Origin of the sequence: Polyangium mundeleinium, assembly GCF_028369105.1 — a bacterium.
GTDB classification, from domain to species: Bacteria; Myxococcota_A; Polyangia; order Polyangiales; family Polyangiaceae; genus Polyangium; species Polyangium mundeleinium.
Map to the genome: position 1 here is coordinate 11,358,124 of NZ_JAQNDO010000001.1, position 24,634 is coordinate 11,382,757.

The window sequence follows — 24,634 nt, forward strand, 5'->3', positions numbered from 1 at the left end:
GTTTCGCCCCGGCCGTTTTTCCCGACAGCAGCGCGCACATGCGACGGCGGAACGGGTTGACGACACCCGTGGCTGGTCCTAACAGACCGGCTGCCCCGCGCCTGCCCCGAAGGAAATCATGGCAATCACGGTCGAATCCGCGAAAATCGCGCTCGGAAGGGTCGAGGACCCCGAGCTGTCTCGCCCCCTCGCCGACGTCGGCATGCTGGGAGACGTCATCGTCGAGGGCGACAACGTCACCGTCGTCCTCACGCTCACGACGCCGGCGTGCCCGTACAGGGAACGGATCCAGGACGACGTGACGGCGGCACTCAAAGCCGCGGGCGCGGCGAACGTGTCGATCCGTTGGACCTCAAACGTTCCCGAGCGCAACATCATGGCCGACGATCCTTGCCCCGGCGTGAAGAACATTGTGCTCGTCATGAGCGGCAAGGGCGGCGTCGGAAAGAGCACGGTCGCCGCGAACCTGACGCTCGCGTTGAACCGCCTCGGCTGCCGCGTGGGCCTGCTCGACGCGGACATGTACGGGCCCAGCGTGCCCACGATGCTCGGCGTGATGGGCCGTCCGACCTCGTCCGATGGACAGCGCTTCCTCCCGCTCGAGCGCTTCGGCGTGAAGCTCATGTCGATCGGCTTCTTGCTCGAAGACGCGCGTCAAGCCGTCGTGTGGCGCGGGCCGATGATCCAGAACGCGCTGCTCCAGTTCATGAAGGACGTCGACTGGGGCACGCTCGACTACCTCATCCTCGACCTGCCCCCCGGCACGGGCGACATCGTGCTCACGATCTCGCAAAAGCTGCGCACCACGGGCGCCGTGGTCGTTACGACGCCGCAGGAGGTCGCGCTTCAGGACGTTTACAAATCGGTCTCGATGGCCCAGAAGGTGGGCATCCCCATCCTCGGCGTCGTCGAGAACGAGAGTTATTTCATCTGTGACGGTTGCTCCGCGCGTCACGAGCTTTTCGGCTCGGGCGGCGGTCAGAAGATCGCCGAGTTCGCGGGCGCCCCGCTGCTCGGCCAGATCCCGCTCGATCCTTCGGTGCGGGAGTGGGGTGACGCAGGCACGCCCGTCGTGCAGGCGGCGCCCGACAGCTCGGTCGGCCGAGCGTTCCTCGAGGTGGCGCAGCGGCTGGCGGCCAAGGTAAGCGTGCACGACCTTGGTCGTGGGGGCTCCCTCCGCATCGACCGTAGCGGCGGCCAGCAGCGGTTTTTACCCATCGTACGTTGAAAAAGCGTCTCGAAGTTCGAGCGCTGTGCGCGGAGACCTCGCGCCTGTGCACGAGGTACGTTATGTTTTCCGTCCCCTTCCGAGCTAAGCGTATGCGCGAAGGTCGTCCCCCGACGGCGCGCGCCGCGAGCGGGGCCCGAGATCCCGGATGAACACGGACAACAACACCACCGAGGCGGCAGAGGTCCAGAAGGACGCCGCGGCGCCCGAGGCGCAGCCGCAGAACCAAACGCCCGAGGCGAGCACCGAGGCCCAGGCCCCCTCGCCCACCGCCGCTCCATCCCGCGAAGAGTGGGAGGATGAGCAGCCGGGAGACGACATTGGCAACCGCTTGCCAGGCGCCGGCGGTAGGCCGCAGGCGAGCCCTGCGGCGACGGCCGAGGGTCCGGGCGGCGACGCGAAGAAGCGCAAGCGCCGCAGGAAGCGCAAGGGTCCCCCGGGCGCGCAAGGTCCGACGGCGGAAGGCGCAGCCGAAGGGGCCGAAGGCGCCGAGGCGAGCGACGGCGAGGACGCGGAAGGCGAAGACGCGGAGGCCGGCGAGGCTTCCGAGGCCCAAGCCGGAGGCGAAGCGCCGCAAGGCAAGCGCAAGGATCGCCGCAAGGACAAACAGGCCGCTGCAGCGGCCGCGGCCCAGCGAGAGCGCCCTGCGTTCAGCGTGGGCGAAGAGGTCTTCGGCAAGGTCTGCAAGGTGACGGACCAGGCGATCTGGATCGACATCGCAGGCAAGGCGACGGGCCTCTTCGATCGGCAAGAACTCGGCGACGAGGAAGTGCCGGCCGAGGGCGATCAATTCATCGCGAGCGTGCAAAGCACGGGCGTTCGCGGCGGCATGCTGGTCCTCTGCAAGGGGCAGCCGAAGCCGCTCGACGAGCTGAAGACGCAGCTCGAAGCCGCATCGCAGAGCGGCGAGCCGGTCTTCGGCTTCGTGACGGGCGCGGTGAAGGGTGGCCTCGAAGTTGATCTCGGCGGCCTCCGCGCGTTCGCGCCGGCCTCGCACGTGGACCTGCGCCACGGCGCGGATCTCTCGAACCTCGTCGGTCAGCGCCTCGACTTCGTGGTCGCGCAGTACGCGAAGAAGGGCCGCGACATCGTGGTCTCGCGCAAGCGCATGCTCGAAGAGGATGCGCGCCGCCTGCGCACCGAGGCGCTCAGCAAGGTCACGCCCGGCAGCGTGCACAAGGGCATCGTGCGCAAGGTCGTGGCGTGGGGCGTCTTCGTCGCGCTGCCCGAGGCGGGCAACGTCGAGGGCCTCATCCACATGACCGAGGCGAGCCACGATCGCAGCGCGCGGCTCGGCGACCTCTTCCGTCCGGGCGCGGAGATCGACGTCAAGATCATCCGCATCGACGACAAGGGCAAGCTGTGGCTCAGCCACAAGGCCACGACCGCCGATCCGTGGGACACGGTGAAGGAGAAGTACGCGGTCGGCACGAAGCACAAGGGCAAGATCGCGCGCCTGCAGCCGTTCGGCGCGTTCATCGAGCTCGAGGCCGGGATCGACGGCCTCTGCCACACGGCGGACATCTCGTTCAAGCAGGTCGAGCACCCGAGCGAGGTGGTGAAGGTCGGCGACGAGATCGACGTCGTGGTCGCGAGCTGCGATCCCGGCGCGCACAAGATCGGCCTGCACCCCGCGCTGCCGAGCGGCGAGGAGGAAGAGCCGCGTCAGCGCGTGCAGCAGTACAAGGCCGTGAAGGTCGCCGTCGTGCAGGCCGTCGAGGGAGGCCTCTCGGTCCGCGTCCTCGGCGTCACCGGTCGCGCGGCGCGCGGCTTCATTCCGGCGGGCCACACGGGCACGGCGCGCGGCACCGATCTCCGCAAGGAGTTCCCCGTGGGCACGAAGCTCGATGCGAAGGTGCTCGAAGTCGACCCGCGCCGTGGCGAGGCGAAGCTTTCGATCCGCGCGCTCAAGGAGGACGCCGAGAAGCAGGCGTACCAGTCCTACCGCGCGGGTGTCGCCCGCGAGGCGAAGTTCGGCACCTTCGCCGACCTCATGAAGAAGAGCCAATCCAGCCACTGATCTGATTGGCCGAACGATCACGCGCCCCGCGGCCGAGAGGCCCGGGGCGCGTGACCTTTTGTGGTCCAATCATTTCACTCGCGGCCGAGCGCTTGCACCGGGTCCATCCGCGCGGCCCTTCGCGCCGGGAAAAACCCGAAGACGAGCCCGATCGCCGTGCTCGTCCCGAGCGCCACCGCGAGCGCCTGAGGCGCGAGCTTCATCGGCAGATCGAGCGCTGCGCCGAGGCCGACGATCGCGGCGTAACCGATCGTCGTCCCCACGAGCCCACCGAGCGTCGCGAGCACGAGCGACTCGACGAGGAACTGCACGAGGATGTCCATCTCGCGCGCGCCGATCGCCATGCGGATGCCGATCTCGCGCGTCCGCTCCGTCACGCTGACGAGCATGATGTTCATCACGCCGATGCCACCCACGACGAGCGACACGGCCGCGATCCCGACGAGCAGGAGGGACAGCACTCCGTAGATGTTGTCTTGCATCTGCTGGAACTCGGCCTGCGAGCGGATGAGGAAGTCGTCCTCGTCTCCCTCGCGGATGCGGTGCCTTTGGCGGAGGATCTCCTCGGCTTGCTTCTTCGCGCGGTCGGTCGTCTCCGGACTCGTGGCGCTCATCATGATGGCGTCCGTCTCGCCCGGCCGCGTGACGCGCACGTGGGATCGCATCGTGGTGATCGGCATGAGCACGACGTCGTCCTGGCTCCTGCCGAACGGCGACGGCCCCTTCTCTTCGAGCACGCCGAGCACGCGGTACGGATGCCGGCCGATCCGGATCCATCGGCCCACGGGATCGGCCGTACCGAAGAGCTCCTTCGCCGTCCCTGCGCCGATGACCGCGACCTTCTCGGAGACGTTCTCGGCCGACGTCGTCCACGGCTCGCCGCGCTGGAGCTCCCAGTTGCGCACCTTGAGGTAGCCAATGCGCGAGCCGATCACCTCGGCCTTCGCGTTCTGCCCTTCGTAGACGACCTGCGCCGATGCACGCAGGAACGGCACGGCAGCCTTGATGCTCGTCGACTCGCGTTCGAGCGCCTGACAGTCGGACTCCGAGAGCTTCGAGCCGCCCGTCGTACGCGCGCCCGAGGCACGCGCGGACTGTGGGAAGACGATGAGCGCGTTCGAGCCGAGGTTCGTGATCTGCCCGTTGATCTTGGCGCGCGCGCCGTCGCCGAGCGCGGTCATCGTCACGACCGCCGCGATGCCGATGGTGATGCCGAGGATCGTCAGCGCCGCGCGCAGCTTGTTGCGCAGGACCGCCCGCATGGCGATCGCGATCGCGGAGAAGACACGCGCGAGGCCGATCACTCTTGCCGCAGCGCGACGATGGGATCCATCAGCGCCGCCCTCCTTGCGGGGAAAAACCCGAACACGATCCCGATCACCGCGCTCGTCCCCATCGCCGCGACGACCGCGGGGATCGGGAGCTGGAGCGACCATCCGAGCGCGCCGCCGAGCGCCTTGATCACGCCAGCGCCGATCCCGAGCCCGAACACGCCGCCGATCACGCTGAGCACGATCGCCTCGACGAGGAACTGCGTCATGATGTCCGCCGCCGAGGCGCCGATCGCCATGCGGATGCCGATCTCGCGCGTCCGCTCCGTCACGCTGACGAGCATGATGTTCATCACGCCGATCCCGCCGACGAGCAACGAGACGGCAGCGATCGACGAGAGCAGCACGGTCAACGTGCCCACGATCTCCTCGGAGGATTTGCGGAACTCGGCCTGCGTGCGGATCCCGAAATCCGGATCCTGATCGGGCGTGATCCCGTGCCGTTGACGCAGGATCGCTTCGATCTGCGCGACGGCGCGATCGACGGTCCGCTCGTCCGTCGCGGAGGCGATGAGCTGCTGCACGCGCCCCGGAGGGCTCGGCACCACACGCGCGCGGAAGCTCCCGATCGGCATGAGCACGCGATCGTCTTGATCCTCGCCGAAGGGCGACTGCCCCTTCGGCGTGAGCAGACCGACGACGCGGTACGGATACCGGCCGATGCGCACGTACTGCCCGATCGGATCACCGGGCCCGAAGAGTTTTTCGCGCACCGTCTCGCCGATGATCACGACCTTGGCTTTGAGCAGTTCCTCCGACTCCGTGAACATCTCGCCCTTGCCCACGGAGAAGCCGCGCACCGGGAAGTAGCTGCGCGAGACGCCCATCACCTGCGTCACCGCGTTGCGATCGCCCGCGATCACCTGCGCACCCGTGGAGCTGAAGGGCGCGACGTTCGCGATGCTCGTCGCCTCCGCCACAAGCGCGCGGCCGTCGGCCTCCGTGAGGCGATTGACGTCACTGCTGCGTACGCCCGAGGTCTGCGTCGACTGCGGAAAGATGAAGATGACGTTCGCGCCGAGGTTCGAGATCTGCCCGACGACCTGCTGCTGCACGCCCGTGCCGAGCGCGACCACGATCACCACCGCCGCGACGCCGATCAGGATGCCGAGCACCGTCAAGCTCGAGCGCAGCTTCGAACGCACGATGGCGCGCAGCGCGAGCCGGATCGCGGCGAGGATCGCCGTCACGAAGCGGCCCCGTGCTCGTCCTGGACCGGCAGCTCCGCGAGCGCACGCCCCGCGTCCGTCGGCCTCTCGTTCACGATGTCGCGCCGTACCGAGCCGTCGCGCATCTCGACCACGCGCCCTGCGCAGTCGGCGATGTCGCGCTCGTGCGTGACCAGCACGATCGTGATGCCTTGCTCCCGGTTGAGCCTTTGCAGCAGATCGAGCACCTCGTAGCTCGTGCGGGTATCGAGGTTGCCCGTGGGCTCGTCGGCGAGCAGGAGCGGCGGCTGCGTCACGAGCGCGCGCGCGATCGCGACGCGCTGCTGCTGACCGCCGGAGAGCTGGTTCGGCGTGTGGTGCAGGCGCGCGCCGAGGCCGACGGCGGAGAGCGAGTCGAGCGCGCGTTTCCTTCGCTCCGCGGCGCCGACGCCTCGGTACACGAGGGGCAGCTCGACGTTCTCCAGAGCCGTCGTGCGGGGCAGCAGGTTGAAGCCCTGGAACACGAAACCGATGAGGTGGTTTCGCACGATGGCGCGCGCGTCGTTGCTCCGCGCGCCCACGTCGATCCCATCGAGGATGTACTGGCCACGCGTCGGACGATCGAGGCAGCCGATGATGTTCATCATCGTGCTCTTGCCCGAGCCGCTCTGCCCGATGATCGCGACGAACTCGCCCTTCCGGATCGTCAGGTTCACGCCTCGGAGCGCGCGCACCACGACCGCCTCCGTGACGTAGTCCTTGTGAATCTCGACGAACTCGATGATCGGCGGGGCGTCCTTCATCACGTCCCTCGCCTAGAACGGCCTGCGACCGCCGCGACCGCCCTTGGCCCCTTCGTCGGTCTCTTCGGTGACGACCTTTAAGGTGCCGATGTCCGTGCGCAGCGCCGTGTGGACGCCATCCGTGATGCCGATGTCCACCTCGCGCATCTCGATCTGCTCGGCACCCTGGGTCTCGTTGGTGAGCAAATAGATGCGCCCTTTGCCTGCGGGCAGCGGCGGCAACGGCTCTTGCGGGATCGGCTTGCCCTCCTTCGTCATCGGCGGGGAGGGCTTGAAGCGCAGCGCCGCGTTCGGCAGGCGCTTGATGCCCTTCGCCTCGGCCGAGTGGATCGTCGCCGTCGCCGTCATCCCGGGGCGCAGCTTGATGTCGGGGTTCTCGACCTCGATCACCGCGGCGTACGTCACGACGCCCGCCTGGTTCACGGGGCTGTACCGCACCTGGCTCACGAGCCCCTTGAACGACTCGCCCGGGAACGCATCGACGCGGATGTCGGCCGTCATGCCTTCCTTCAAGCGTCCCACGTCCGCCTCGTCGATGTCCGCGAGCACGCGCATCTTGCGGAGGTCCTGGGCGATCACGAAGAGCGTGGGCGTCTGGAAACCTGCGGCGATCGTCTGTCCGGGATCGACCGCGCGGTTGATCACGACGCCCTCGATGGGCGAATAGATCTTCGTGAAGGCGAGGTTCGTATTCGAGCGCCGCAGCGTGGCGTTGAGCTGCGCGACCTGCGCCTTGGAGGCCGCGACGTCGGCGAGCGCGATGTCGTAACTGCCTTGCGCGGCGTCGAGATCCGCCTGTGATCCCACGCCTTCCTTGAACACCTTGCGCGCTCGTTCGAGCCGCACCTTCGCCGTCTCGAGGTTCGCGTCGGCCCGCTTGACGCTCGCGTTCGCCGCCGCCACCTGCGCGGCGTTTGCGTCGATCTCGGCGCCGAGGAGCTGCGTATCGATCTCCGCGAGCAGATCCCCGGCCTTCACGTGGGTGTTGAAATCGACGTGGACCTTCGTGATGCGCCCGGAGACCTGCGCGCCGATCTGCACCTCGGTGACCGGCTTGACTTGCCCGGTCGACTGAATCGTCTCGAAAACATCGCCCTGCGTGAGGGCCGCGCTCACGTACCGCGCGGGCGGCGGCGGCTTCGTCTTCTGCAGATAAAGCATCCCGCCCGCCACGACCCCTGCGAGGACGACCAGGATGATGAGCCAGCGGAGCCATTTCCCCCGGCCTTCGACGCGGGACAGCGCCTTGTTCAGGTCGGGCCGCTCGGCCACGTTGTTCCGAGCCTGTCCGCCCGCATCGAGGTGCACTCCCGGATTGGCCATGACGGACCCCGTGATAGCACGGAGGAGCCTTCGGGCGCGGCCGTGGCGGAGGATCTGCGGCAAGGCTTGAAGGGGCGACGCCTACGTGGCACATCCACGGGCCCATGTCCCAGCCTGCCATTGGCCCCGATACGCGCGTCTCGCTCTCGTACGTCCTCTTCGATGAGGACGGAGACACGGTCGATCGCGCCACCGAGAAAGAGCCACTCGAATACGTCCACGGTTACGCGCAGATCCTCCCGGGCCTCGAGCGGGCGGTCGAGGGCATGCGGGCGGGCGAGCGCCGCGAGATCATCGTCGAGGCAGCAGACGCTTTCGGCGAGCACGACGACGAGGGCGTCTTCGAGGTCGACAAGGCCGACTTCCCGGACAGCGAGCACGTGACGCCCGGCGACGAGTTCATCGCGCAGGCCCCCGACGGCGAATCCATCGCGATGCGCGTGGTCGAGGTGCTCCCGGACGCGTTCGTCGTGGACACGAACCACCCGCTCGCAGGGCAGAAGATTCGCTTCGAGGTCGTCGTGCACCACGTGCGCGCGGCGAGTGACGAGGAGATCGCGGAAGCGCAGGCCGAGCTCGAAGAGCGCGCCCACGGCGACGACGAAGGCGGCGGCTGCTGCGATCATGATCACGACCATGATCACGACCACGGCCATGATCATGGACACGCGGCCGAGGGCGGCGGACATCTCGTCCAGCTCTCGCGCAAGCGCTGAGAGGTTTGCACCCGGGGGGGAGCAAGTCCGACCAAGGGAGACACGACGAACCGATGAAAGCTGCTTCCGATCAGGGTTACTTCTCCGCGCTTGCCCATGATCTCCGGGTGCGCGAGCGCCTCCTCGCCGCGGGCGTGATCTCGCAGGCGGACATCGACAGTTACCTCGCCGGGCTCCCCGAGCTCGAGACGGAGGCCGAGGGGCTCGGCATTCCGCAGCCTGCGCTCGTCTCCGCGTCCTCGGCGCCGGCCCCAGCGCCGCAGCCCGTTGCGACGGCGGCGGCTCCGGCTCCGGCCGTGAGCAGCGCGGCGGTCGAGGTCGAGGATGACGTCGACGACGACGACGCAGCCGACGAGGCAGGCGAGGCGTGAGCAGCCCGGACGATCGCGACGCGCCGCCTCCGGGGCAGCTCCCGAAGCTCGACTTCTCGATCTTCGTGATGTCCATCATCGGCTCGGCGCACGTCCATCTCGGCGACATGCCCGGCCCGGATGGGCACTCGGAGCGCAGCCTCGACCTCGCCCAGCAGAACATCGAGCTCCTCACGCTGCTCGAGGAGAAGACGAAGGGAAACCTCACGGGCGAGGAAGAGCGGCTCCTCACGCAGGCGCTCGACGAGTTGCGCGAGCGCCTCGCGGAGGTATCCAAAGAAACGTGAGCTCACGTCGTCCGCCGCTCTCGCTCCTCGTCCTGATCTCGTGGCTCCTCGTGGCCGCGTCGGCGTGCGGCAAGGGCGGCGGAGCGTCGAGTGGTTCGTCCCCGTCGGGCGAGGGCACGTCGTCGCTCCCGCCCGGCGCCATCGCGCTTCCGAGCGGCACGGCGTCCACGGCGCTGCCTCCGGCGCTCGCGCAAACCGCTCCCTCCGCGCCGGCGATCGTGACGGCAGAAGGCACGCCGATCTCCTTCGCGCCTCTCGCGAAGAAGGCGGATCCGGCCGTGGCGACGGTGAAAGCGCGCGTCGAGAAAGAGACCTCGTCGGGCCGCCGGCGTGCTGTCTCCGAGGGCCTCGGCACCGCGTTCGTCTATGACCCCGAGGGGTTCATGCTGACGAACAACCACGTCATCGAGGACGCGACGGACATCGTCGTCGGCTTCGTTGATGGCCGTGAAATGCGGGCGACGGTCGTCGGCCGGGACAAGCACACGGACATCGCGGTCTTGCGCGTCGACGAGCGAGGGCTTCCTTCGCTTTCGCTCGGCGACTCGGATGGGATCGACGTGGGCGACTGGGTCGTCGCCATCGGCAACCCGTTCGGCCTCTCGCATACGGTCTCTGCGGGCATCCTCTCGGCGAAGGGCCGCACGCGCGACGATGTCAAAGGCCTCGATCCCAGCGGTTACTTCAACTTCCTCCAGACGGACGCAAGCATCAACCCGGGCAACTCGGGCGGCCCGCTGCTCAACATGCGCGGCGAGGTCGTGGGCATCAACGCGGCCGTCCGCGCGAATGCGAACAACATCGGCTTCGCGATCCCGATCAACATGGTCAAGCAGCTCCTGCCCATGTTGCTGCGCGACGGGAAGATCCGGCGCAGCGCGCTCGGGGTCTTCGTCGACGCGCTGAACCCGATCGAGGCGGGACGCCTGCGCCGGCCGGATCGCAAGGGCGCGTGGGTGCAGAAGGTGATCGCGGGTGGGCCGGCCGATCGTGCTGGGCTCTCGCCCGACGACGTCATCGTCGCCTTCGACGGCAAGTCCGTCGCCGATCCGAACGAGCTGCGGTGGCTCGCGAGCATCGCGGGCGTCAACAAGACGGTGTCCTTACGGATCGCGCGTCTCGAGCGGGTCTTCGACGTCCGCGTAACGCTCAGCGAGCTCGAGCCGATCGACGACCGTGAGGAGCCTTGACCTTTCGGCCGGAAGGCCGATCGCCTAGAGTATCACCTCGCCGTGCCCCCCATTCCCACGCCCCCGGACGAGTCCCTCCGGCCCGAGCCGGCCGACCCGACGGACGACCAGACTGAAGGCGCCCTGGGGCTGCCGGACGATCTCCCTGACGCCCCGCCGCTCCCCGAAGCCGCGATCGGCCGTCTCGGCCGCGTGAATAGGTCTTCGCAGGAGGCGTCCAACAAAGAGGCCCGAAGGCGGGAGGCAGAGGAAGATCGTGAGCTCATCCTTCGGGCACAGAAGGGGGACCAGGCGGCGTTCAGGCGGCTCGTGGAGCGCCACCAGCGCCGCGCCTTCGCGATTGCGATGGGTCTCGTCCGGGACGAGAACGACGCACGCGAGCTGGTTCAGGATGCTTTCTTGCGGGTCTACCGCAACCTCAACTCCTTCCAGGGTGGCTCGTCGTTTTTCACCTGGCTCTACCGGATCGTCACGAACCTCGCGATCGACCTCATGCGCAAGCCTGGGCGTCGGGACGCCGAGCTCGTCGACGGACAAGCCGCTTCGGAGGAGCCGACGGAGTTTCCGCTGGTCTCTCGCATCGATGGCGCCGACCCGATCGACGTCATGCGCCGCCGGGAGATCGCGAGCCGCATCCAGGATGCCCTCGATGCCCTGCCCCCCTACCACCGAGGCGTGATTCTGATGCGTGAGGTCGAAGGCATGTCGTACGAAGAAATGGCCGTTGCCATGGGCGTCTCGAAAGGGACGATCATGAGCCGGCTGTTCCACGCCCGGCAGAAGCTCCAGCGCGCGCTCGCGGATTGCTACGCGGAGGAAGGGCGTTCGCGAAGCGGCCATACGGACGAGATCCCAGCCGAGCCGGAGGAGGCGCCGTGACCACGAAGACGATGAACGGAGAAGCGCACGCGACGCGCACGAAGCGGCCGCCGACGGACCTCGAGCTGATGATGTACGTGGACGGCGAGCTCGAAGGCGAGCGGCTGCGCGAGGTTCGTCAGGCCCTTTCGCGTGACAGCGCACTGCGAAACAAGGTCGCCGCGCTCTCGCTCTCGGCCTCGATCGTCCGGGAGAACGCCGAGAGCGCTGCGACGATCGACCTGACCGACGGGATCATGGCCCGCATCGCGGCCGACAAGAGCCCGACGCGTGACGCGAGGGACGACGCGCCCGCGCCGCTCGACGCGCCGCTCGAGCGCAAGGACGCCGAGGTGAAACCGCTGCTTCGGCCGGGCCTCGACAAGGCGGCGGCGAAATCGCCCCCGTTGAACGACAACTCGCGCGGGATCTTCGCGCTCGCGGCGATCGCGGTCGCGGCGGCGGCGGGCCTCATGATCTGGGGGCGCATGGATGTCGGTACGCCGCATCCGCAAGGTGCGCCGGTGGCCGCAGCCACCACGCCCGCGGAGCTGCCCGCGACGCCGGCCCCGACGACTGCGGAGGCGGCGCGTGTGGCCGACACGGATGCGCAGGACGGTGATGCCGAGCCGGGCGTGGCCGTCGCAGCCGTCGACTTTGGCACCAAAATCGGCACGATCTTTTACGTGCCGGCGGAGGCTGCCACGTCGAACCACACCACCACCGTCGTGTGGCTGGCCGACGATTCCGCTGGAGGAGAACAATGAGGCTCCCGCTGTTTGCTTTGCTCGTGGCCGCGTTCGGGCTGTCGCTCGGGCACGTCCCCTCCGTGGCGCATGCCCAGGACGCCGCCGCCGCTCAGGCGGACGCATCCGTTTCGATGGAGATCGTGGTCCTCCACGGCACGAACGACGGCACGGGCATCGACCCCAAGATCGGCAAGATGCCCGAACTCGCGAAGCCGCCGTTCTCCTCGTACAACAGCTACAAGCTGCTCGATCGCTCGAAGCAGACCTCGTCCAAGGCGAGCCCCTCCACGCTGAAGCTCCCGAACGACAGGGTGCTCAAGGTCTCGCTGAAGGACGTCGTCCAGCCGGCGAAAAAGGGCGAATCGAAGCGCTACGTCATCAGCGCGAGCATCCAGAAGCCCGGCGGCAGCGATTTCCTCCCGCTGCTCGAGGTCAACGCAAAGGCCGGCGAGACCTTCTTCGTGGCCGGCCAGAACCACAAGGGCGGCGTCCTCGTCATCGGAATCAAGGTCAATCCCTGAACTCGGTATAGTGAAGGGCGGATGCTCCCCCGCTCGTCTTTCTTCGCCCCCCTCCTCGTCGCCGGAAGCCTCCTGCTCTCCGCCTGCGGCGGAAGCGCTCCTCCTCCGAACATGCCGCGTTATGCACCCGGGACGGTGCTCTACCGGCTCCCCGTCGTCGGCCAGTGGCGCGTTTACCGCACGCACTACGGCGCGAACAACGACCAGGCCTACGCGCTCGATCTCGTGATCGACGACAACATGCCGAAGTCGCAGCGCAACGAGGACCATCCCTCGTACAACCAGCCCATCGTGGCCGACGCGCCCGGCGTCGTGGTGGTCGCGGTCGACGGCGTCCCCGACAACGTCCCGGGGCGCGCGAACAAGTACGATATGCACGGCAACTTCGTCGTGCTCGATCATCAGAACGGCGAGTACTCGCTCTTCGCGCACTTCATCCCGGGCACTGTGCGCGTGCGCAAAGGCATGTTCGTCCCGGCCGGCACCGAGCTCGGTCGATGTGGCAACTCAGGGCACTCGTTCGCGCCGCACCTGCACTGGCAGATCATGACGGACGCGGACGCGAGTTCCGCGCGCGGCGTCCCGCCTCGGTACACGCCCTACGAGCGCAACGGCGCAATGTCGGTCGAGCTCCCGCAGAAGGGCGATCGCCTCCTCGCGAAGTAGAGCGCGCCGTCAGCGCTGCGGCGGCTCGCTCGGAGATGCGGCGAGCGGAAGATCGAGCTCGAAGACCGTGCCCTTCTCCACGTGGGCGTGTGCGCGGATCTTGCCACCGTGCGACGCGACGATGTTCCGCACGATGCTGAGCCCGAGGCCCGAGCCCGTGCCGTCGGTCTTCGTCGTGAAGAACGGCTCGAAGATCTTCTCGAGGTGCGCGGCGTCGATGCCGTGGCCTTCGTCCTGGATCGTGATGCGTACCGCGTCGCCGACATCGGACATCGCGGTCTTGATGATCAGGCGTCCGCCCTGCTCTCGCATCGCGTGCGCGGCGTTCGTGAAGAGGTTGACGAAGACCTGCGCGAGCTGACCGGCGACGCCACGAACGAGGCGCACGTCGCCGAACTGGCGCTCGACCTCGACGTGCATCTCGCCGAGCACGTGATCACAGAACACGAGCGCGCGCTCGATCGTGTCGTGGATGGCGACGGGCGCGGGCACGGACGCGGTGGGGCGCGAGTACGCCATGAGGTCGCGCGAGAAACGCAGGATGCGCTCGGCGGCTTCGTTGATGCGCGCGAGGCGCTCGACGTCGGCGGGATCCGCCTCCGTGCGCAGAGCTTTTTTGTGGAGGTAGTCCGAGTACGCGACGATCGACGTGAGCGGGTTGTTGAGCTCGTGCACGATGCCGGCGGCGATCTGGCCGAGCGAGGCGAGCTTGCCAGCCTGGATGACCTGGGCTTCGAGCTCCTTCACCTCGGTGCCATGCGCGCGCGCCGCGCGATGCATGCGCGCGTTGCGGAGAGCTGCGGCGAGCGCGAGCGCGAGGCGATCGACGAACGCATCCATCGAGCCCGTACCGGCGAAGCGCGCTTCGTCGTCGGAGGCGAGGTGCAACGTCGAGCCCTCGTCGGCGTTGATGACGACGACACGCTCGAACGCGTACTCGGGGAAGAGCCGCGTCGGATCGGGGGATTCCGCGCCTTCGCTGCGCGCGCCTCGGCGCACGACGACCTGCCCTTCGCTACCGCCCGGCACGCAGACGCCGATCGCCGCGTCGGGCAGCGCTTCGAATGCTGCGGCGACGAGCGACGTGGCTGCTTCCTCCGCGCTCGCGGCGGGTGGGATTTCGCAGGAGGCGACGAGCAGAGCGTCGAGCCACTCCACAGGGAGATCGCGGCGCATCGCTTTCCTTTGCGTGATCGGGATCTGAGATTCCCGCATCGGAGCTTCGAGACCTTCGGCACCCATCTCTCACCCGAGCGCTCGGTTGGGGTCCTCTTCGCTGGACCGGTCCAGGTCGATGATCTTCGCTGCCCCCACGTACGCCTTGGTTTCGTAGCGCGTGATCTTGCCGATCTTCCGGACGATCTCGGCCATTCGTTCCGCCTCCCCGAGGATCGTCGACGCTGCGGAGCGGACGGACGCCGGGTCCTCCGCCCTCCGGTTGATGAGCTCTGCGTAGCCGAGCACGCTCGTGAGCGGCTGGTTCAGCTCGTGCGCGGCCGCGCCCGCGAGCTCCGCGATGAGCGCCTGTTTTTCGCGGGCACGGAGCTCATCTTGCGCCTTCGTCAACTTCGCCTCCATGCGCAGTCGCTCGCGAAGGTCCGTGAAGAGACCAACGGAGCCGTCGGGCCGATCGTCCTCGACGATCAGCGCGGCCGAGAGGAGCACCGGGATCAGCGTGCCGTCCTTCGCGAGCGCTTCCGTCCGGTAGCCTTCGAGCCTCCCCGGGCCTCCGTGCTCCGGTGATTTGATGAGCCGCATGATCTGCGAGGCGCGGTTCGGCACGTAAAGGTCGCGCACGTTCATCTCGCCTATCACCTCATTCGCGCGGTAGCCGTAGATGCGCTCCGCGGCGCGATTGAAGAGGCGAATCACGCCCTCGTTGTCGGCCGAGATGATCGCGTCGACCGAGCTCTCGATGACGCGCTCCAAAAATTCCTTCGTCTTCTTCAGCTCGGCGGCGATCGCGCGATCATCGGTCACGTCGCGCAGGCTCACGAGGATCGCGCCGCCGTCCTCGCGCAGCACCGAGCTCGAACTCACGCTGATGATGCGACGCTCGCAGGCGATCTCGCTCGAACGGCGGATCGTGATGTCGACCATGTGCGGGAAGATGTTGCGCTTGAAGCTCCTGCGAATGCGGTTGAGCGTCGGGAGGTCCTTCGGATCGACGACGTCGGCGAGGCGGCTCGCGGCGAGCTGCTCCTCCGAGAGCCCCGTGATCTCTCTCGCGCGCGCGTTCGAGAAGAGGATTCGGCCGTCCACGTCGACGACCACGATGCCATCAGCGGCCGAGTGGAAGAAGTCGGCATACCGTTCGAGCGCGGCGAGGCGGCGCTCGGCCTCGAAGCGGGCGACGTTGATCTCCTGCGTCTGATCGCGGAGCGACTGCAGGATCTTCGCGTTGCGCAGCGCGATGGCCGTCGCGTTCGCCACCGTGCGCGCGAGCGAGAGCTCGTGATCACGCATCGTCCCCGGCTGCCGCGCGCGCAGGAAGAGCACGCCCATGGGTTTGTCGTCGTACACGATCGGGACGAGCGCGAGCGAGCGGAAGGAGTTTTGCGGCAGATCCGCGCGCACGACCTCGAAGAGTGGGTGCGTCGCAGCGTCCTCGATCACGAGGACCTCACCCGTCTCGAGGGTCCGCCGGATCTCCGGGTACTTGTCGAGGACGATGGGCAGATCGCGCAGCTCCCGATCGTCGCTCGCGGCCACGACGTACCCCGTGTCGACGTTGTCGCCGACGAGCACGATGCTGCATCGATCGACCCGCGCCACTTCGGCGATGCGACGTACGACCGTGAAGAGGATGTCGCGGAAGTCGAGCGTCGACGAGAGCGCCTGCGTGAGCTCCAGGACGACACGCGCGTCTCGCTCACGACGCCAGAGCGCGTCGACGTACTCACGCATGCGAAGCTGGCCGCGGATGCGCGCGAGGAGCTCTGCCGGGCGGAACGGCTTTCGAACGAAGTCGTCGGCGCCTGCGTCGAAGGCGCGTGTGATGTCGCCGTCCGTGTCGAGCGCCGTCAGCACCACGACCGGGACGTCGCCGATGCGCGTGTCTTCGCGCAGGTGACGAAGCACCTCGAAGCCGTCGGGCGGAGCCATGACGAGGTCGAGCAGGACGAGCGATGCGTCTCGCTCGGCGAGCCACGCGAGGGCCTCGGTGCCGGACGCCGCCGTGGCCACGGGGATGCCGGCGCCCGCGAGCGCCTGCGTCAGCACGTGTCGGCTGACGGCGTCGTCGTCGACGACGAGCACGGGGAGCGCGGGGAGCACGGAACGAGACTATCCGCGGTCGCGCAGGAAGGGAAACGTGCAGCCGCTCTTCCGCTTCAGGAGAACAGATCGCCCTGGGGTGTTCCCTTCACGGGCATCGGCTTGCCCAGGTGCTCGTAGGCCTTTCGCGTGGCGATACGCCCGCGCGGCGTGCGGCCGAGGAAACCCTGCTGGAGGAGGTAAGGCTCGTAGACGTCCTCGATCGTGTCGCGCGGCTCGCTCAGCGCGGCGGCGATCGTGTCGATGCCGACAGGGCCTCCGTCGTAGTGATCGATGATCACCATGAGCAGGCGCCGATCCATCTCGTCGAGGCCGGCGGCGTCGATCTCCAGGCGCTCGGCGGTGATGCTGGCGATCTTCGCGGTGATGCGGCCCGTGCCGAGGATCTCGGCGAAGTCGCGCGCGCGGCGCAAGAGGCGGTTCGCCACGCGCGGCGTGCCGCGGGCGCGCGCGGCGAGCTCATGGGCGCCGGCGTCGTCGATGGGCACCTCGATGAGCCGCGCGCTCCGCGTGATGATGCGCTGGAGATCCTCGACGGGGTAGAAGTCGAGGCGCACGACGTAGCCGAAACGCGAGAGCAGCGGCGCCGTGAGCAGGCCCGTGCGGGTCGTCGCGCCGATCAGCGTGAAAGGCTTGAGCGCGAGCTGGATCGTCGTCGCGTACGGGCCGTCGCCCGTCATGATGTCGATCTTGAACGCCTCGATCGCAGGGTAGAGGCTCTCCTCGACGGCCGGCGTGAGCCGATGGATCTCGTCGATGAAGAGCACGTCGCGCGCTTCGAGCTTCGTGAGCAGGCCAGCGAGCGCGCCCTTGTGCTCGATGGCCGGGCCGCTCGTGGCGTGCAGGTTCACGCCCATCTCGCGCGCCACGATGTGCGCGAGCGTCGTCTTGCCGAGGCCAGGCGGGCCGCAGAAGAGGGTGTGATCGACCGGCTCACGCCGACGTTTCGCGGCCTCGACGAAGACCTTGAGGTTCTGCCGGTGCTTGTCCTGCCCGACGTACTCGTCGAGCGAGTCCGGCCGGAAGAGCCGATCGAAGCGGTCGTCGTCCGCGGTGGACGCCGGAGAGATCACGCGCTCGGACATGCGGCAGGACGTAGCCCGTACGAAGGGAGGAGGGAAGGCGCCGGTTCAGCCAAGCGCGGGCTTCGAGGAGAGCCGCGGACGGCTGCCCGGGATCACGAGGGGGAGCCAGCACTGTATGACGGGCGCGCCGTCGGGGGTGTCCTCCACCCTCACGGAGCCGCCGTGCAGCTCCATGATCGACTGCGCGAGGCTCAAGCCGAGGGTGAGGCCACGGCCACGCGAAGTGGCGCGGCGGGCGAAGAGAGCTTCGAGCTCGGCGCGCGTGGTGTTGCGGCTACCGAGCTCGACGTCGATACGCACGGCCTGGCCCGGTTCGGCAGGACGGAGGGCGCGCACACGAACCGCGCGAGAGGCCGCATCGGCCGCCGACGCCCGGATCGCATGCGCGACGACGACGGCGATCGCGCGCGCCGTGTAGGCAGGATCCACGGGGATCGTCGGCAGCCCCTCGGCGACCTCGAGGACGACGTCGTTCTGCGCGTCGCCCGAAAGCTCGCGCGCCTTGCGCACGGCGTCCGTCGCGAGGAGCGCAACCTCGGTCGCGCGCGGCATGAGCGTGAGCTGTCCGGCCTCGACGCGCGCTGTGTCCAGGATCGACTCGATGAGGCCGAGCAGCTCGCGGCCGCGGTTCGCGATGAGCGCGAGGCTCTCGCGCTGGCTCACGGTGAGCTCCTCGCGACCGACGAGCTCCGCGAAGCCGAGGATCGCGTTGAGCGGGCTCTTCAGATCATGACTCACGCTCGCGAAGAGCAGGCCTCGCATGCGCTGCGCAGCCTCCTGCGCTTCGAGCGCGCGCTCCTGCGCGCCGGCGAAGATCCGGAAGCGCTCGGCGAGCACCTCGATCGCCCGCCCGAGCCGCGCGACGAGCTCGAAGCGCGCAGGCCGCGCGATCTGCGTCGCGCCGCGCAGCACGCTCTCCGTGCCGAGCAGACGCACGCGGTGCGTGGCGAGCTTGAGGTCGGCCGCGAGGGCCTGGCCGATCAGCACGCCGAGCAGCGCCGCGAGAAGGACGAACGCAAGGGCGATCGCCACACCCTCCGTCGTCACGGCGGGGTCGAGCTCGGCCGTGAAGCGCACGTCGGCCTGGCCGTCTTCGAGCGGCACGCTGAGCACGAGCTCGCCGTCGACCTCACGCCGGAACGTGGGCTCCCCGTCGCGCCGCGGGCCGGTGATCCTCGCGAGAAAGCCGTGCTCCGCGGCCGCGGCCACGGCGTCCTCCCGCGCGTTCTTGTTGCCCTGCCCCGGCCCTGGATCGAGCGCGATCTTCGCGAGGAGCTGCGCCGTGTTTTTCCGGCTCTGCTCGGTGAGCGTGCGCATGTGCGCGTGCGTCGTGAGCACCGCGCCCACGCCCACGAGCGCGACGGGCGCGACGACCGCGATCAAGAACTTCTGGAGAAGCCTGCGGCGCGGGATCTGGTGCAGCTCCTGCGATTCGAGCAGCGTGGTGATGGGCTCGATCGGGACGAGCTCGAGCAGGCGCACCGTGGCGGCGCGGATGAACACGTACTGGATGAGCGACGCGGCGCCGACGATGGTGATCGTGAGGCAGAGCAGGCTGATGGCACGGCCCTGATCGAGCTTCTCCGGACGGACACCGGGCGCGATGCCGGCGAAGGAAACGACCGAGCCGACGACGAAGGTCCGCAGCGTGATCGCGCTCGGCAGCGACGCGAGCTCCCCGAAGTCCTGCGAGCGTACCGTCGCCGTGCCCCCCGAGAGCACATGCAAAAGCGCGCGATGCTTGTGGACCCGCAGCAGCGTCACGAGCAAGCACAGACCAAACGCGACGATCATCAGCGCAGCGCCGGTGACGAGGACGTTCTTCGTCATCATCCAGTCCAGCACGATGAGGTTCGGCGCGAGCAACGCGATGGCGCAGAAGCCCCCGAGGCCCGTGAGGAGCTGGCGGACCAGGATGTTGCGCGTGAAGGTGCGGGCGACGTCGTTCATCCCTCCCCCTTCCTCCGCGGCAGCGGCATCGGCGGCGGCGTCATCGAGTCGAGCAGGCGCGACGGGCGCGGCGGCGGATCCGAGGAGAGATCGATCACGCGCGAGTCGCTCGACGACTCCACGATCGTGCCCGGATCCGCGAGGTGCGGCAGGGTCGCGGTGAACGTCGAGCCGCGCCCCATCTCGCTGCTCACGTCGATCGTGCCGCCGTGCATGTGCACGAGCCGCTTCGTGATCGCGAGGCCGAGCCCCGTGCCCCTGCGGCGCGACTGCGCGTCGCCGAGCTGCCGGTACTCCTCGAAGATCGCCGCCGTCTGCTCGCGCGGGATCCCCGGCCCCGTGTCGCGCACGATGATCGCCACGAACGATCCGCGCGCCTCGATCTTCACGGTCACCGTTCCTCGCGCCGTGAACTTCACCGCGTTCGAAACCAGGTTCGTGATGATCTGCCGCACGCGCCGCTTGTCCGCGTACGCATAGAGGCGGCTCTCGCCCGTTACTTCGAGCCCCAACGGTTTGTTCGTGATGATCGCGGTCGCCTCGCGCACGACCTGCTCGGCGATCTGACGGACATCCACGGGCCCACGCGAAAGCTGCAGCGTGCCCGTCTCCAGCGCGGAGAGCTCGAGGATGTCGTCGATGAGCTGCCGCAGGTGCTCGCCGCTCGTCCGGATCACCGCCAGCGACTCGCGCGCCTCGTCGCTGAGCGGGCCGTCGACCTCGCTCTCGAGCACGTGCGCGAAGCCGAGGATCGCGTTCAGCGGCGTGCGCAGTTCGTGGCTGAGACCGGCGAGGAACGCCGAGCGCTCCTTGTCCATCTCCGACGCCTGCAGCAGATCCGCGCGGTAGCTGCGCTCGGCGGCCGCGAAGCGCGTGACGAGCAGGTTGAACGCGGCCGTCAGCACGCCGACCTGATCGAGCGAGCGGATCGGGATCGGCTGCCCGGTCGGCGCCGCGTCGGGCCGGGCCATGTCCACGATGCGCTCACGCACGTACTCGACGTCGTCGCGGAGCTGCTTCGTGAACGCGACCGCGACGGAGACCGCCACGCCGAGCAGGAGCACGGTCAGCGCCGCGACCGCGTTCACGAGCGGCACGTAGCCCGGCGGCGGGCTCGGCGCGGAGACGAACGCGAGCACCGCGATCCCGTCGAGCGGCGGATCCAGCGGGCGCGCGGCGAACCGCACGCGGCCGAGCGCCGTGCGTGTCTCACCGCTGCCGGCCGCGAGCAGCCGCTGCACCTCGGCCTTGTTCGGCGGACCGAAGCTCTCGTCGACGAGGATCTGCCCGCCTTGCTCGACGAGCAGGAGCTCCGTGCCGCTGCGCCTCGCCGCGCGCCCTACGATCTCGGGCCGCTCCTCCACCGCTGCGACGCGCATCCGCGCGGCGAGCGTTCTGGCGATCGCGGCGGCACGGAGGGACGATGCGTCGTCGCTGATCCGACGGAGTTGCGCGATGCCGAGCAGCGCGATGGCGAACGCCGTCGCGATGCCGATCACCAGCACCAGCACCGGCGCCACCGGCAAGAGCGGGAGGCTGCCGCGGAACAGTCGAAACGGGATGCGCCGCACGTTCGTCTCGCCCGCGAACGAGCATCATCCGCCCGCGCACGGCCTTCAAGGGGAAGGCTCAGGTCGGACGCGGATCGGTCCCGAGAAGCGCGAAGACCGCGTGATCGAGCCAGCGGTTCTCACACCACTCCGCCTGCCGTGCGATGCCCTCGAAGCGGAAGCCGAGCCGCCCGATCACCCGCAACGAGGCGTGGTTGTCCGTCGCGGCCGCGACCCGCACGCGATGCGCGCCCATGTACCGGAACGCGAACTCCACCGCCGCGCGCGCCGCCTCCGTCATCAGCCCGCGCCGCATGCTCTCCTTGCGCAGCCAGTACCCGAGCTCGCATGAGCGATGCATGTGCACGCACGACTCGAGCCCCACCACACCCGCGAACGTGCGCCCCGCGCGCTCCCGGATCGCGAAGCGCACCGCGCGCCCTTGATCCCAGTCGGCCACGCACGCCTCCGTGAAGCGCACGCTCGACGCGGGCTCCGTGTAGTACTGCACCCACGGCAGCCACTTCGAGAGCAGCGGCCGCGACCCGTTCACCGCGAGCCACACCTCGGGCGAGTCCGCGGGATCGACGGGCGCGAGCAGGAGACGTGGCGTCTCGATGGGCTGGGCACGAAGATCGGCGCGCGGCGGGATGACCAGCATGCGCGTCACTTGCAGACGAAGCGCGCCGCGTAGGGTTCGAGTTGCCCCGCCTCGAAGTCGAGCCACGCGATGAACCACTCGCCGGGCGCCTTGCCCGTGATGATCGCGGGGCTCGGCTGCGCGCCGCTCACGCGGGCGATCTTCGTGGAAGGACCGACTCCATCGCGGCTGATCGGCGCGGTCATCACGCCGCCCTTCTCGAACCACACGATGCGCGCGTTGCCCGACGCGTCGACGCCGACCGCCGGGTGACCGCCCAGCTTGCTGAAGCGTTTGTCCCGCCAGAGCGGCTGCGCGTTTGCTGCGTCGAGGTACGCCGCCGACACGCCCGAGTTGCTCTCGCCGTCCCACACGAGGAAGCACGCGTCCTTGCTGCACGCGATCCCCGTCATGTCGGCCTTCGACTTGTCGGTGTTCACGACGATCGTGTCACCGATCCAGCGATCGTTGCGGTCGCCCTTCTTGCGCGCCTCGACGCCCTTGCCCACGTCGGCGAGCGGCAGGCGCATGTGGTACGCGATCTGGTTCGGCGTGCGCTCCAGCCGGAACGAGACATGCGCGGCGTCGCCCGCGATGCCGACCATCGGCGAACGCACGCGTGGCTTCTGCGGACCGGTGGGCACGAAGTCCGTCGCGCGCACCGGCTCGCCTTGGGGTTCGAGCTTCGGCGAGAGCTTCCGCAGGAAGAGCTCGTCGTTGCCCGTATCGGTCTCGGCCGTCCAGGCCACGACGAACGTGCCGTCCGCCGCGCGCTGCATCGACGTGCCCGAGCTCGGCCCGCGCAGCGGCGCGATGTTCACCATCGGCCCGCCGATCCGGCCGTCCGGATCGAGCAAACGCGCGTGCACGCCCGCCTCGGCCCCGTGCCCGTCCGCGTAGAGCAGCACGAGCTGATCGTCGAACGCCGTCACCACGGGCCGCGTCACCGCGCCGCCCTCCGGCGTCACGTCGATCGGATCCGAGAGCGGCCGCAGCGCCTCGTCGAGCGCGACGGCGAAGGCGTGCTCCGGACCCTCGTGCGTGTCGGTCCAGACCATGATCGGCCCGCGCGGCCCAAGCGCGATCCACGGCCGCCCGGCCGCGACACGACGCGGCTGCGCCGAACCGAGATCGTACGAGCGCGGCCGCGCGAGCCCCATGAGCGTGCAGGGCGACTTCGCCGCGTCGCCCGAGATCGCCACCTGCACGTGCTCGAGCATCGTGCGCGGCACGCCGTGGCCGCCCTTGTCGAACGCGTCCTTGAGGAGCTTCAGCGCGCCCTTGTGATCACCCTTCGCGAGCGTCGCTTGTGCATCCGCGACGAGCGGCCTCCACGGGAGCGAGGACGAGGACGGCGAGGCCTCCGATGACGACACCGGGCGCACGCTCGACGACGCCGATGCCTGCGGCGCCACGACGCTGGCGCTCCCGCTCGGCGTCGACGACGACACGGTCCCGACCTCGCCGCCCTTCGACGCCGGCCCGAACTTCGACCAGGCCGCGTACCCACCACCCACGAGCGCGACCAGCACGAGGACCGTCACGATCCCGAGCGCGGCCGTCTTCGGGCGCGGAGGCGCCTGCGACAAACCCGGGCCGAGCGGCTCCAGCGTGCCCGGCGGCGCCTCGAACGTCGACTTCGTGTGCCGCGGCGATCCGCCCTCCGACGTCGGACCCCCACGCACGGACGGAGGCGGCATCGATCCAAACGGGTTCGGCATCGTCGACGACGGCGGTGCCATCGACACCATCGGCAGATCGCTCCCCGTCGCGGTCAGGCCCGCCTTCGAGGGCGGCGGCGCGGGGACGGTCCTGCCGAGCGAGTTCAACTGATCGGTGGGGAAGAGACCCGAGAACTCGGGACGCGCCGTCTCGAACGCGGCCGAGAGCTCCTCGGCGAACTCGCGCGCCGTCTGGAAGCGATGATCGATCTTCCGGTCGAGCGCCTTGTCGAACCACGCCTTGAACGTCGGCGGCAGATCGGGCCGGTAGACGAGCGGATCGGGCGGCTGCGCGCTTGCGATCTGCGCGAACGTCATCGCCACGCCTTGCTCCGTCTGCCACACGGTCCGCCCCGTGAAGCACTCGTAGACGATGCACGCGAGCGCCCAGAGATCGGCGCGGTGATCCACGGCGCCCTGCCCGCGGACCTGCTCGGGGCTCATGTACGCGGGTGTCCCGAACACCGCGCCTTCGCGCGTCAGCCGTGCTTGTTGCGGCCCGCCTGATCCGTCGAGCGGCGTGTAGAACTTCGCGAGCCCGAAATCGAGGATCTTCGCGAGGAGCTGCCCGTCCTCGTCCTTGCCGAGGAAGATGTTCTCGGGCTTGAGATCGCGGTGGACGATGTTCGCGGCGTGCGCCTTCGTCAGGCCACGACAGACCTGCGTGATGATCGCCAGCGTCGTTGGGACGTCAAAGTACCGCACCTTCGTCATCCGCTCGTAGAGCGACTCGCCTTCGAGCAGCTCGAGCACGAGGAAGGGCGGACCATCTTCGAGACGGCCCGAGTCGTAGACGTCGCAGATGTACGGACTGCGGATCGCGGCGGCGGCGCGCGCTTCTCGGAAGAAACGCTCGACGACCACCATGGACGTCGTCAGCTCCTGCGCGAGGACCTTGATCGCGATCCGCTTGCCGATGTCGATGTTCTCGGCCTCGTAGACGGCCGCCATCCCACCACGGCCAATCTCGCGGGTGATCTTGTACTTCCCCGACAGGATGGTACCTACCGGGAGCTTCGTCGAGGTCGGTGAGGCCATCAGGTCATCGGCGACGAACGGAAAAGGGCGAACTCGCCCGCGAGGGTAGGCGAGGTGGAACCCGCCGACAACTCTACGACGTAGGCGGATGCCGATTGCCCCCGGAACACGCGGAAGAGCGGGCCTCGGGTGAACGCCTCCCCGTGGTCTCTTCCACGCCGAA

The 24,634-nt window shown here is 68.8% G+C and carries 21 protein-coding genes; 10 read left to right on the forward strand and 11 right to left on the reverse strand.

Annotation, left to right across the window (positions count from 1 at the left end; translation table 11 throughout):
- Positions 1-118: 118 nt before the first annotated feature.
- A complete protein-coding gene (locus tag POL67_RS44775) occupies positions 119-1,228 on the forward strand; it encodes an Mrp/NBP35 family ATP-binding protein (protein ID WP_271927498.1) in 1,110 nt (369 codons plus the stop codon).
- A 148-nt stretch (positions 1,229-1,376) separates the two neighbouring features.
- Entirely contained in the window at positions 1,377-3,248 is a 1,872-nt protein-coding gene (locus POL67_RS44780) for a S1 RNA-binding domain-containing protein (protein ID WP_271927499.1), read from the forward strand.
- 74 nt (positions 3,249-3,322) lie between these two features.
- On the opposite strand, the gene POL67_RS44785 is transcribed toward POL67_RS44780, so the two are convergent.
- Genes POL67_RS44785 through POL67_RS44800 form a run of 4 tightly spaced genes read right to left on the reverse strand, consistent with a single transcriptional unit; the run spans position 3,323 to position 7,853 of the window.
- Positions 3,323-4,552 (reverse strand): ABC transporter permease, encoded by a 1,230-nt coding sequence (locus POL67_RS44785; protein WP_271927500.1) that lies wholly within the window; start codon positions 4,550-4,552, stop codon positions 3,323-3,325.
- Positions 4,549-5,769, reverse strand: a complete 1,221-nt coding sequence (locus POL67_RS44790; protein WP_271927501.1) for an ABC transporter permease — start codon at positions 5,767-5,769, stop codon at positions 4,549-4,551. The genes POL67_RS44785 and POL67_RS44790 overlap by 4 nt, the downstream gene beginning before the upstream one ends.
- A complete protein-coding gene (locus tag POL67_RS44795; protein WP_271927502.1) occupies positions 5,766-6,530 on the reverse strand; it encodes an ABC transporter ATP-binding protein in 765 nt (254 codons plus the stop codon). The genes POL67_RS44790 and POL67_RS44795 overlap by 4 nt, the downstream gene beginning before the upstream one ends.
- A gap of 12 nt (positions 6,531-6,542) precedes the next feature.
- Positions 6,543-7,853 carry an efflux RND transporter periplasmic adaptor subunit gene (locus tag POL67_RS44800; protein WP_271927503.1) on the reverse strand — a complete coding sequence of 437 codons (1,311 nt, stop codon included), beginning with the start codon at positions 7,851-7,853 and terminating at the stop codon, positions 6,543-6,545.
- Positions 7,854-7,957: 104 nt separating this feature from the next.
- Here POL67_RS44800 and POL67_RS44805 point away from each other — a divergent pair, with 104 nt between their 5' ends.
- From POL67_RS44805 to POL67_RS44840, 8 genes are read left to right on the forward strand one after another with little or no spacing between them, the layout of a single operon-like run.
- Positions 7,958-8,569, forward strand: coding sequence for an FKBP-type peptidyl-prolyl cis-trans isomerase (locus tag POL67_RS44805; protein ID WP_271927504.1), 612 nt, complete (start codon positions 7,958-7,960; stop codon positions 8,567-8,569).
- Between the two features lie 53 nt (positions 8,570-8,622).
- A complete protein-coding gene (locus POL67_RS44810) occupies positions 8,623-8,940 on the forward strand; it encodes a hypothetical protein (RefSeq protein WP_271927505.1) in 318 nt (105 codons plus the stop codon).
- Positions 8,937-9,227, forward strand: a complete 291-nt coding sequence (locus POL67_RS44815; RefSeq protein ID WP_271927506.1) for a DUF1844 domain-containing protein — start codon at positions 8,937-8,939, stop codon at positions 9,225-9,227. The genes POL67_RS44810 and POL67_RS44815 overlap by 4 nt, the downstream gene beginning before the upstream one ends.
- Positions 9,224-10,417: a S1C family serine protease gene (locus tag POL67_RS44820; RefSeq protein WP_271927507.1), complete on the forward strand. Its 1,194-nt coding sequence runs from the start codon at positions 9,224-9,226 to the stop codon at positions 10,415-10,417. The genes POL67_RS44815 and POL67_RS44820 overlap by 4 nt, the downstream gene beginning before the upstream one ends.
- Positions 10,418-10,459: 42 nt before the next feature.
- On the forward strand, positions 10,460-11,296 hold the full coding sequence (locus POL67_RS44825; protein WP_271927508.1) for a sigma-70 family RNA polymerase sigma factor: 837 nt from the start codon (positions 10,460-10,462) through the stop codon (positions 11,294-11,296).
- Complete coding sequence (locus POL67_RS44830; RefSeq protein ID WP_271927509.1) at positions 11,293-12,042, forward strand: anti-sigma factor family protein; 750 nt, start codon at positions 11,293-11,295, stop codon at positions 12,040-12,042. Before POL67_RS44825 ends, POL67_RS44830 begins: the two co-directional genes overlap by 4 nt.
- On the forward strand, positions 12,039-12,545 hold the full coding sequence (locus tag POL67_RS44835) for a hypothetical protein (protein WP_271927510.1): 507 nt from the start codon (positions 12,039-12,041) through the stop codon (positions 12,543-12,545). Before POL67_RS44830 ends, POL67_RS44835 begins: the two co-directional genes overlap by 4 nt.
- A 21-nt stretch (positions 12,546-12,566) precedes the next feature.
- The gene (locus tag POL67_RS44840) at positions 12,567-13,211 is read left to right on the forward strand and encodes a M23 family metallopeptidase (protein WP_271927511.1); all 645 of its coding nucleotides are present in this window, start codon (positions 12,567-12,569) and stop codon (positions 13,209-13,211) included.
- 9 nt (positions 13,212-13,220) lie between these two features.
- On the opposite strand, the gene POL67_RS44845 is transcribed toward POL67_RS44840, so the two are convergent.
- From POL67_RS44845 to POL67_RS44875, 7 genes are all read right to left on the reverse strand, one after another.
- Positions 13,221-14,387, reverse strand: coding sequence for a sensor histidine kinase (locus POL67_RS44845; protein WP_271927512.1), 1,167 nt, complete (start codon positions 14,385-14,387; stop codon positions 13,221-13,223).
- A gap of 69 nt (positions 14,388-14,456) precedes the next feature.
- Positions 14,457-16,487, reverse strand: coding sequence for a PAS domain S-box protein (locus POL67_RS44850; protein WP_271927513.1), 2,031 nt, complete (start codon positions 16,485-16,487; stop codon positions 14,457-14,459).
- A 56-nt stretch (positions 16,488-16,543) separates the two neighbouring features.
- On the reverse strand, positions 16,544-17,572 hold the full coding sequence (gene ruvB, locus POL67_RS44855; protein ID WP_271927514.1) for a Holliday junction branch migration DNA helicase RuvB: 1,029 nt from the start codon (positions 17,570-17,572) through the stop codon (positions 16,544-16,546).
- A gap of 45 nt (positions 17,573-17,617) precedes the next feature.
- Entirely contained in the window at positions 17,618-19,522 is a 1,905-nt protein-coding gene (locus POL67_RS44860; protein ID WP_271927515.1) for a sensor histidine kinase, read from the reverse strand.
- Positions 19,519-21,093, reverse strand: coding sequence for a sensor histidine kinase (locus POL67_RS44865; protein ID WP_271927516.1), 1,575 nt, complete (start codon positions 21,091-21,093; stop codon positions 19,519-19,521). The genes POL67_RS44860 and POL67_RS44865 overlap by 4 nt, the downstream gene beginning before the upstream one ends.
- Positions 21,094-21,151: 58 nt before the next feature.
- The gene (locus POL67_RS44870; protein ID WP_271927517.1) at positions 21,152-21,733 is read right to left on the reverse strand and encodes a GNAT family N-acetyltransferase; all 582 of its coding nucleotides are present in this window, start codon (positions 21,731-21,733) and stop codon (positions 21,152-21,154) included.
- 5 nt (positions 21,734-21,738) lie between these two features.
- Positions 21,739-24,471 (reverse strand): serine/threonine protein kinase, encoded by a 2,733-nt coding sequence (locus tag POL67_RS44875; RefSeq protein WP_271927518.1) that lies wholly within the window; start codon positions 24,469-24,471, stop codon positions 21,739-21,741.
- Between the last annotated feature and the right edge of the window lie 163 nt (positions 24,472-24,634).

Coding starts and splice junctions, on each gene's coding strand:
- POL67_RS44795 (WP_271927502.1), bottom strand. CDS start 6,530: ATGAAGGACGCCCCGCCGATCATCGAGTTCGTCGAGATTCACAAGGAC.
- POL67_RS44875 (WP_271927518.1), bottom strand. CDS start 24,471: ATGGCCTCACCGACCTCGACGAAGCTCCCGGTAGGTACCATCCTGTCG.
- POL67_RS44800 (WP_271927503.1), bottom strand. CDS start 7,853: ATGGCCAATCCGGGAGTGCACCTCGATGCGGGCGGACAGGCTCGGAAC.
- POL67_RS44780 (WP_271927499.1), top strand. CDS start 1,377: ATGAACACGGACAACAACACCACCGAGGCGGCAGAGGTCCAGAAGGAC.
- ruvB (WP_271927514.1), bottom strand. CDS start 17,572: ATGTCCGAGCGCGTGATCTCTCCGGCGTCCACCGCGGACGACGACCGC.
- POL67_RS44805 (WP_271927504.1), top strand. CDS start 7,958: ATGTCCCAGCCTGCCATTGGCCCCGATACGCGCGTCTCGCTCTCGTAC.
- POL67_RS44840 (WP_271927511.1), top strand. CDS start 12,567: ATGCTCCCCCGCTCGTCTTTCTTCGCCCCCCTCCTCGTCGCCGGAAGC.
- POL67_RS44860 (WP_271927515.1), bottom strand. CDS start 19,522: ATGAACGACGTCGCCCGCACCTTCACGCGCAACATCCTGGTCCGCCAG.
- POL67_RS44845 (WP_271927512.1), bottom strand. CDS start 14,387: ATGCGCCGCGATCTCCCTGTGGAGTGGCTCGACGCTCTGCTCGTCGCC.
- POL67_RS44775 (WP_271927498.1), top strand. CDS start 119: ATGGCAATCACGGTCGAATCCGCGAAAATCGCGCTCGGAAGGGTCGAG.
- POL67_RS44870 (WP_271927517.1), bottom strand. CDS start 21,733: ATGCTGGTCATCCCGCCGCGCGCCGATCTTCGTGCCCAGCCCATCGAG.
- POL67_RS44835 (WP_271927510.1), top strand. CDS start 12,039: ATGAGGCTCCCGCTGTTTGCTTTGCTCGTGGCCGCGTTCGGGCTGTCG.
- POL67_RS44810 (WP_271927505.1), top strand. CDS start 8,623: ATGAAAGCTGCTTCCGATCAGGGTTACTTCTCCGCGCTTGCCCATGAT.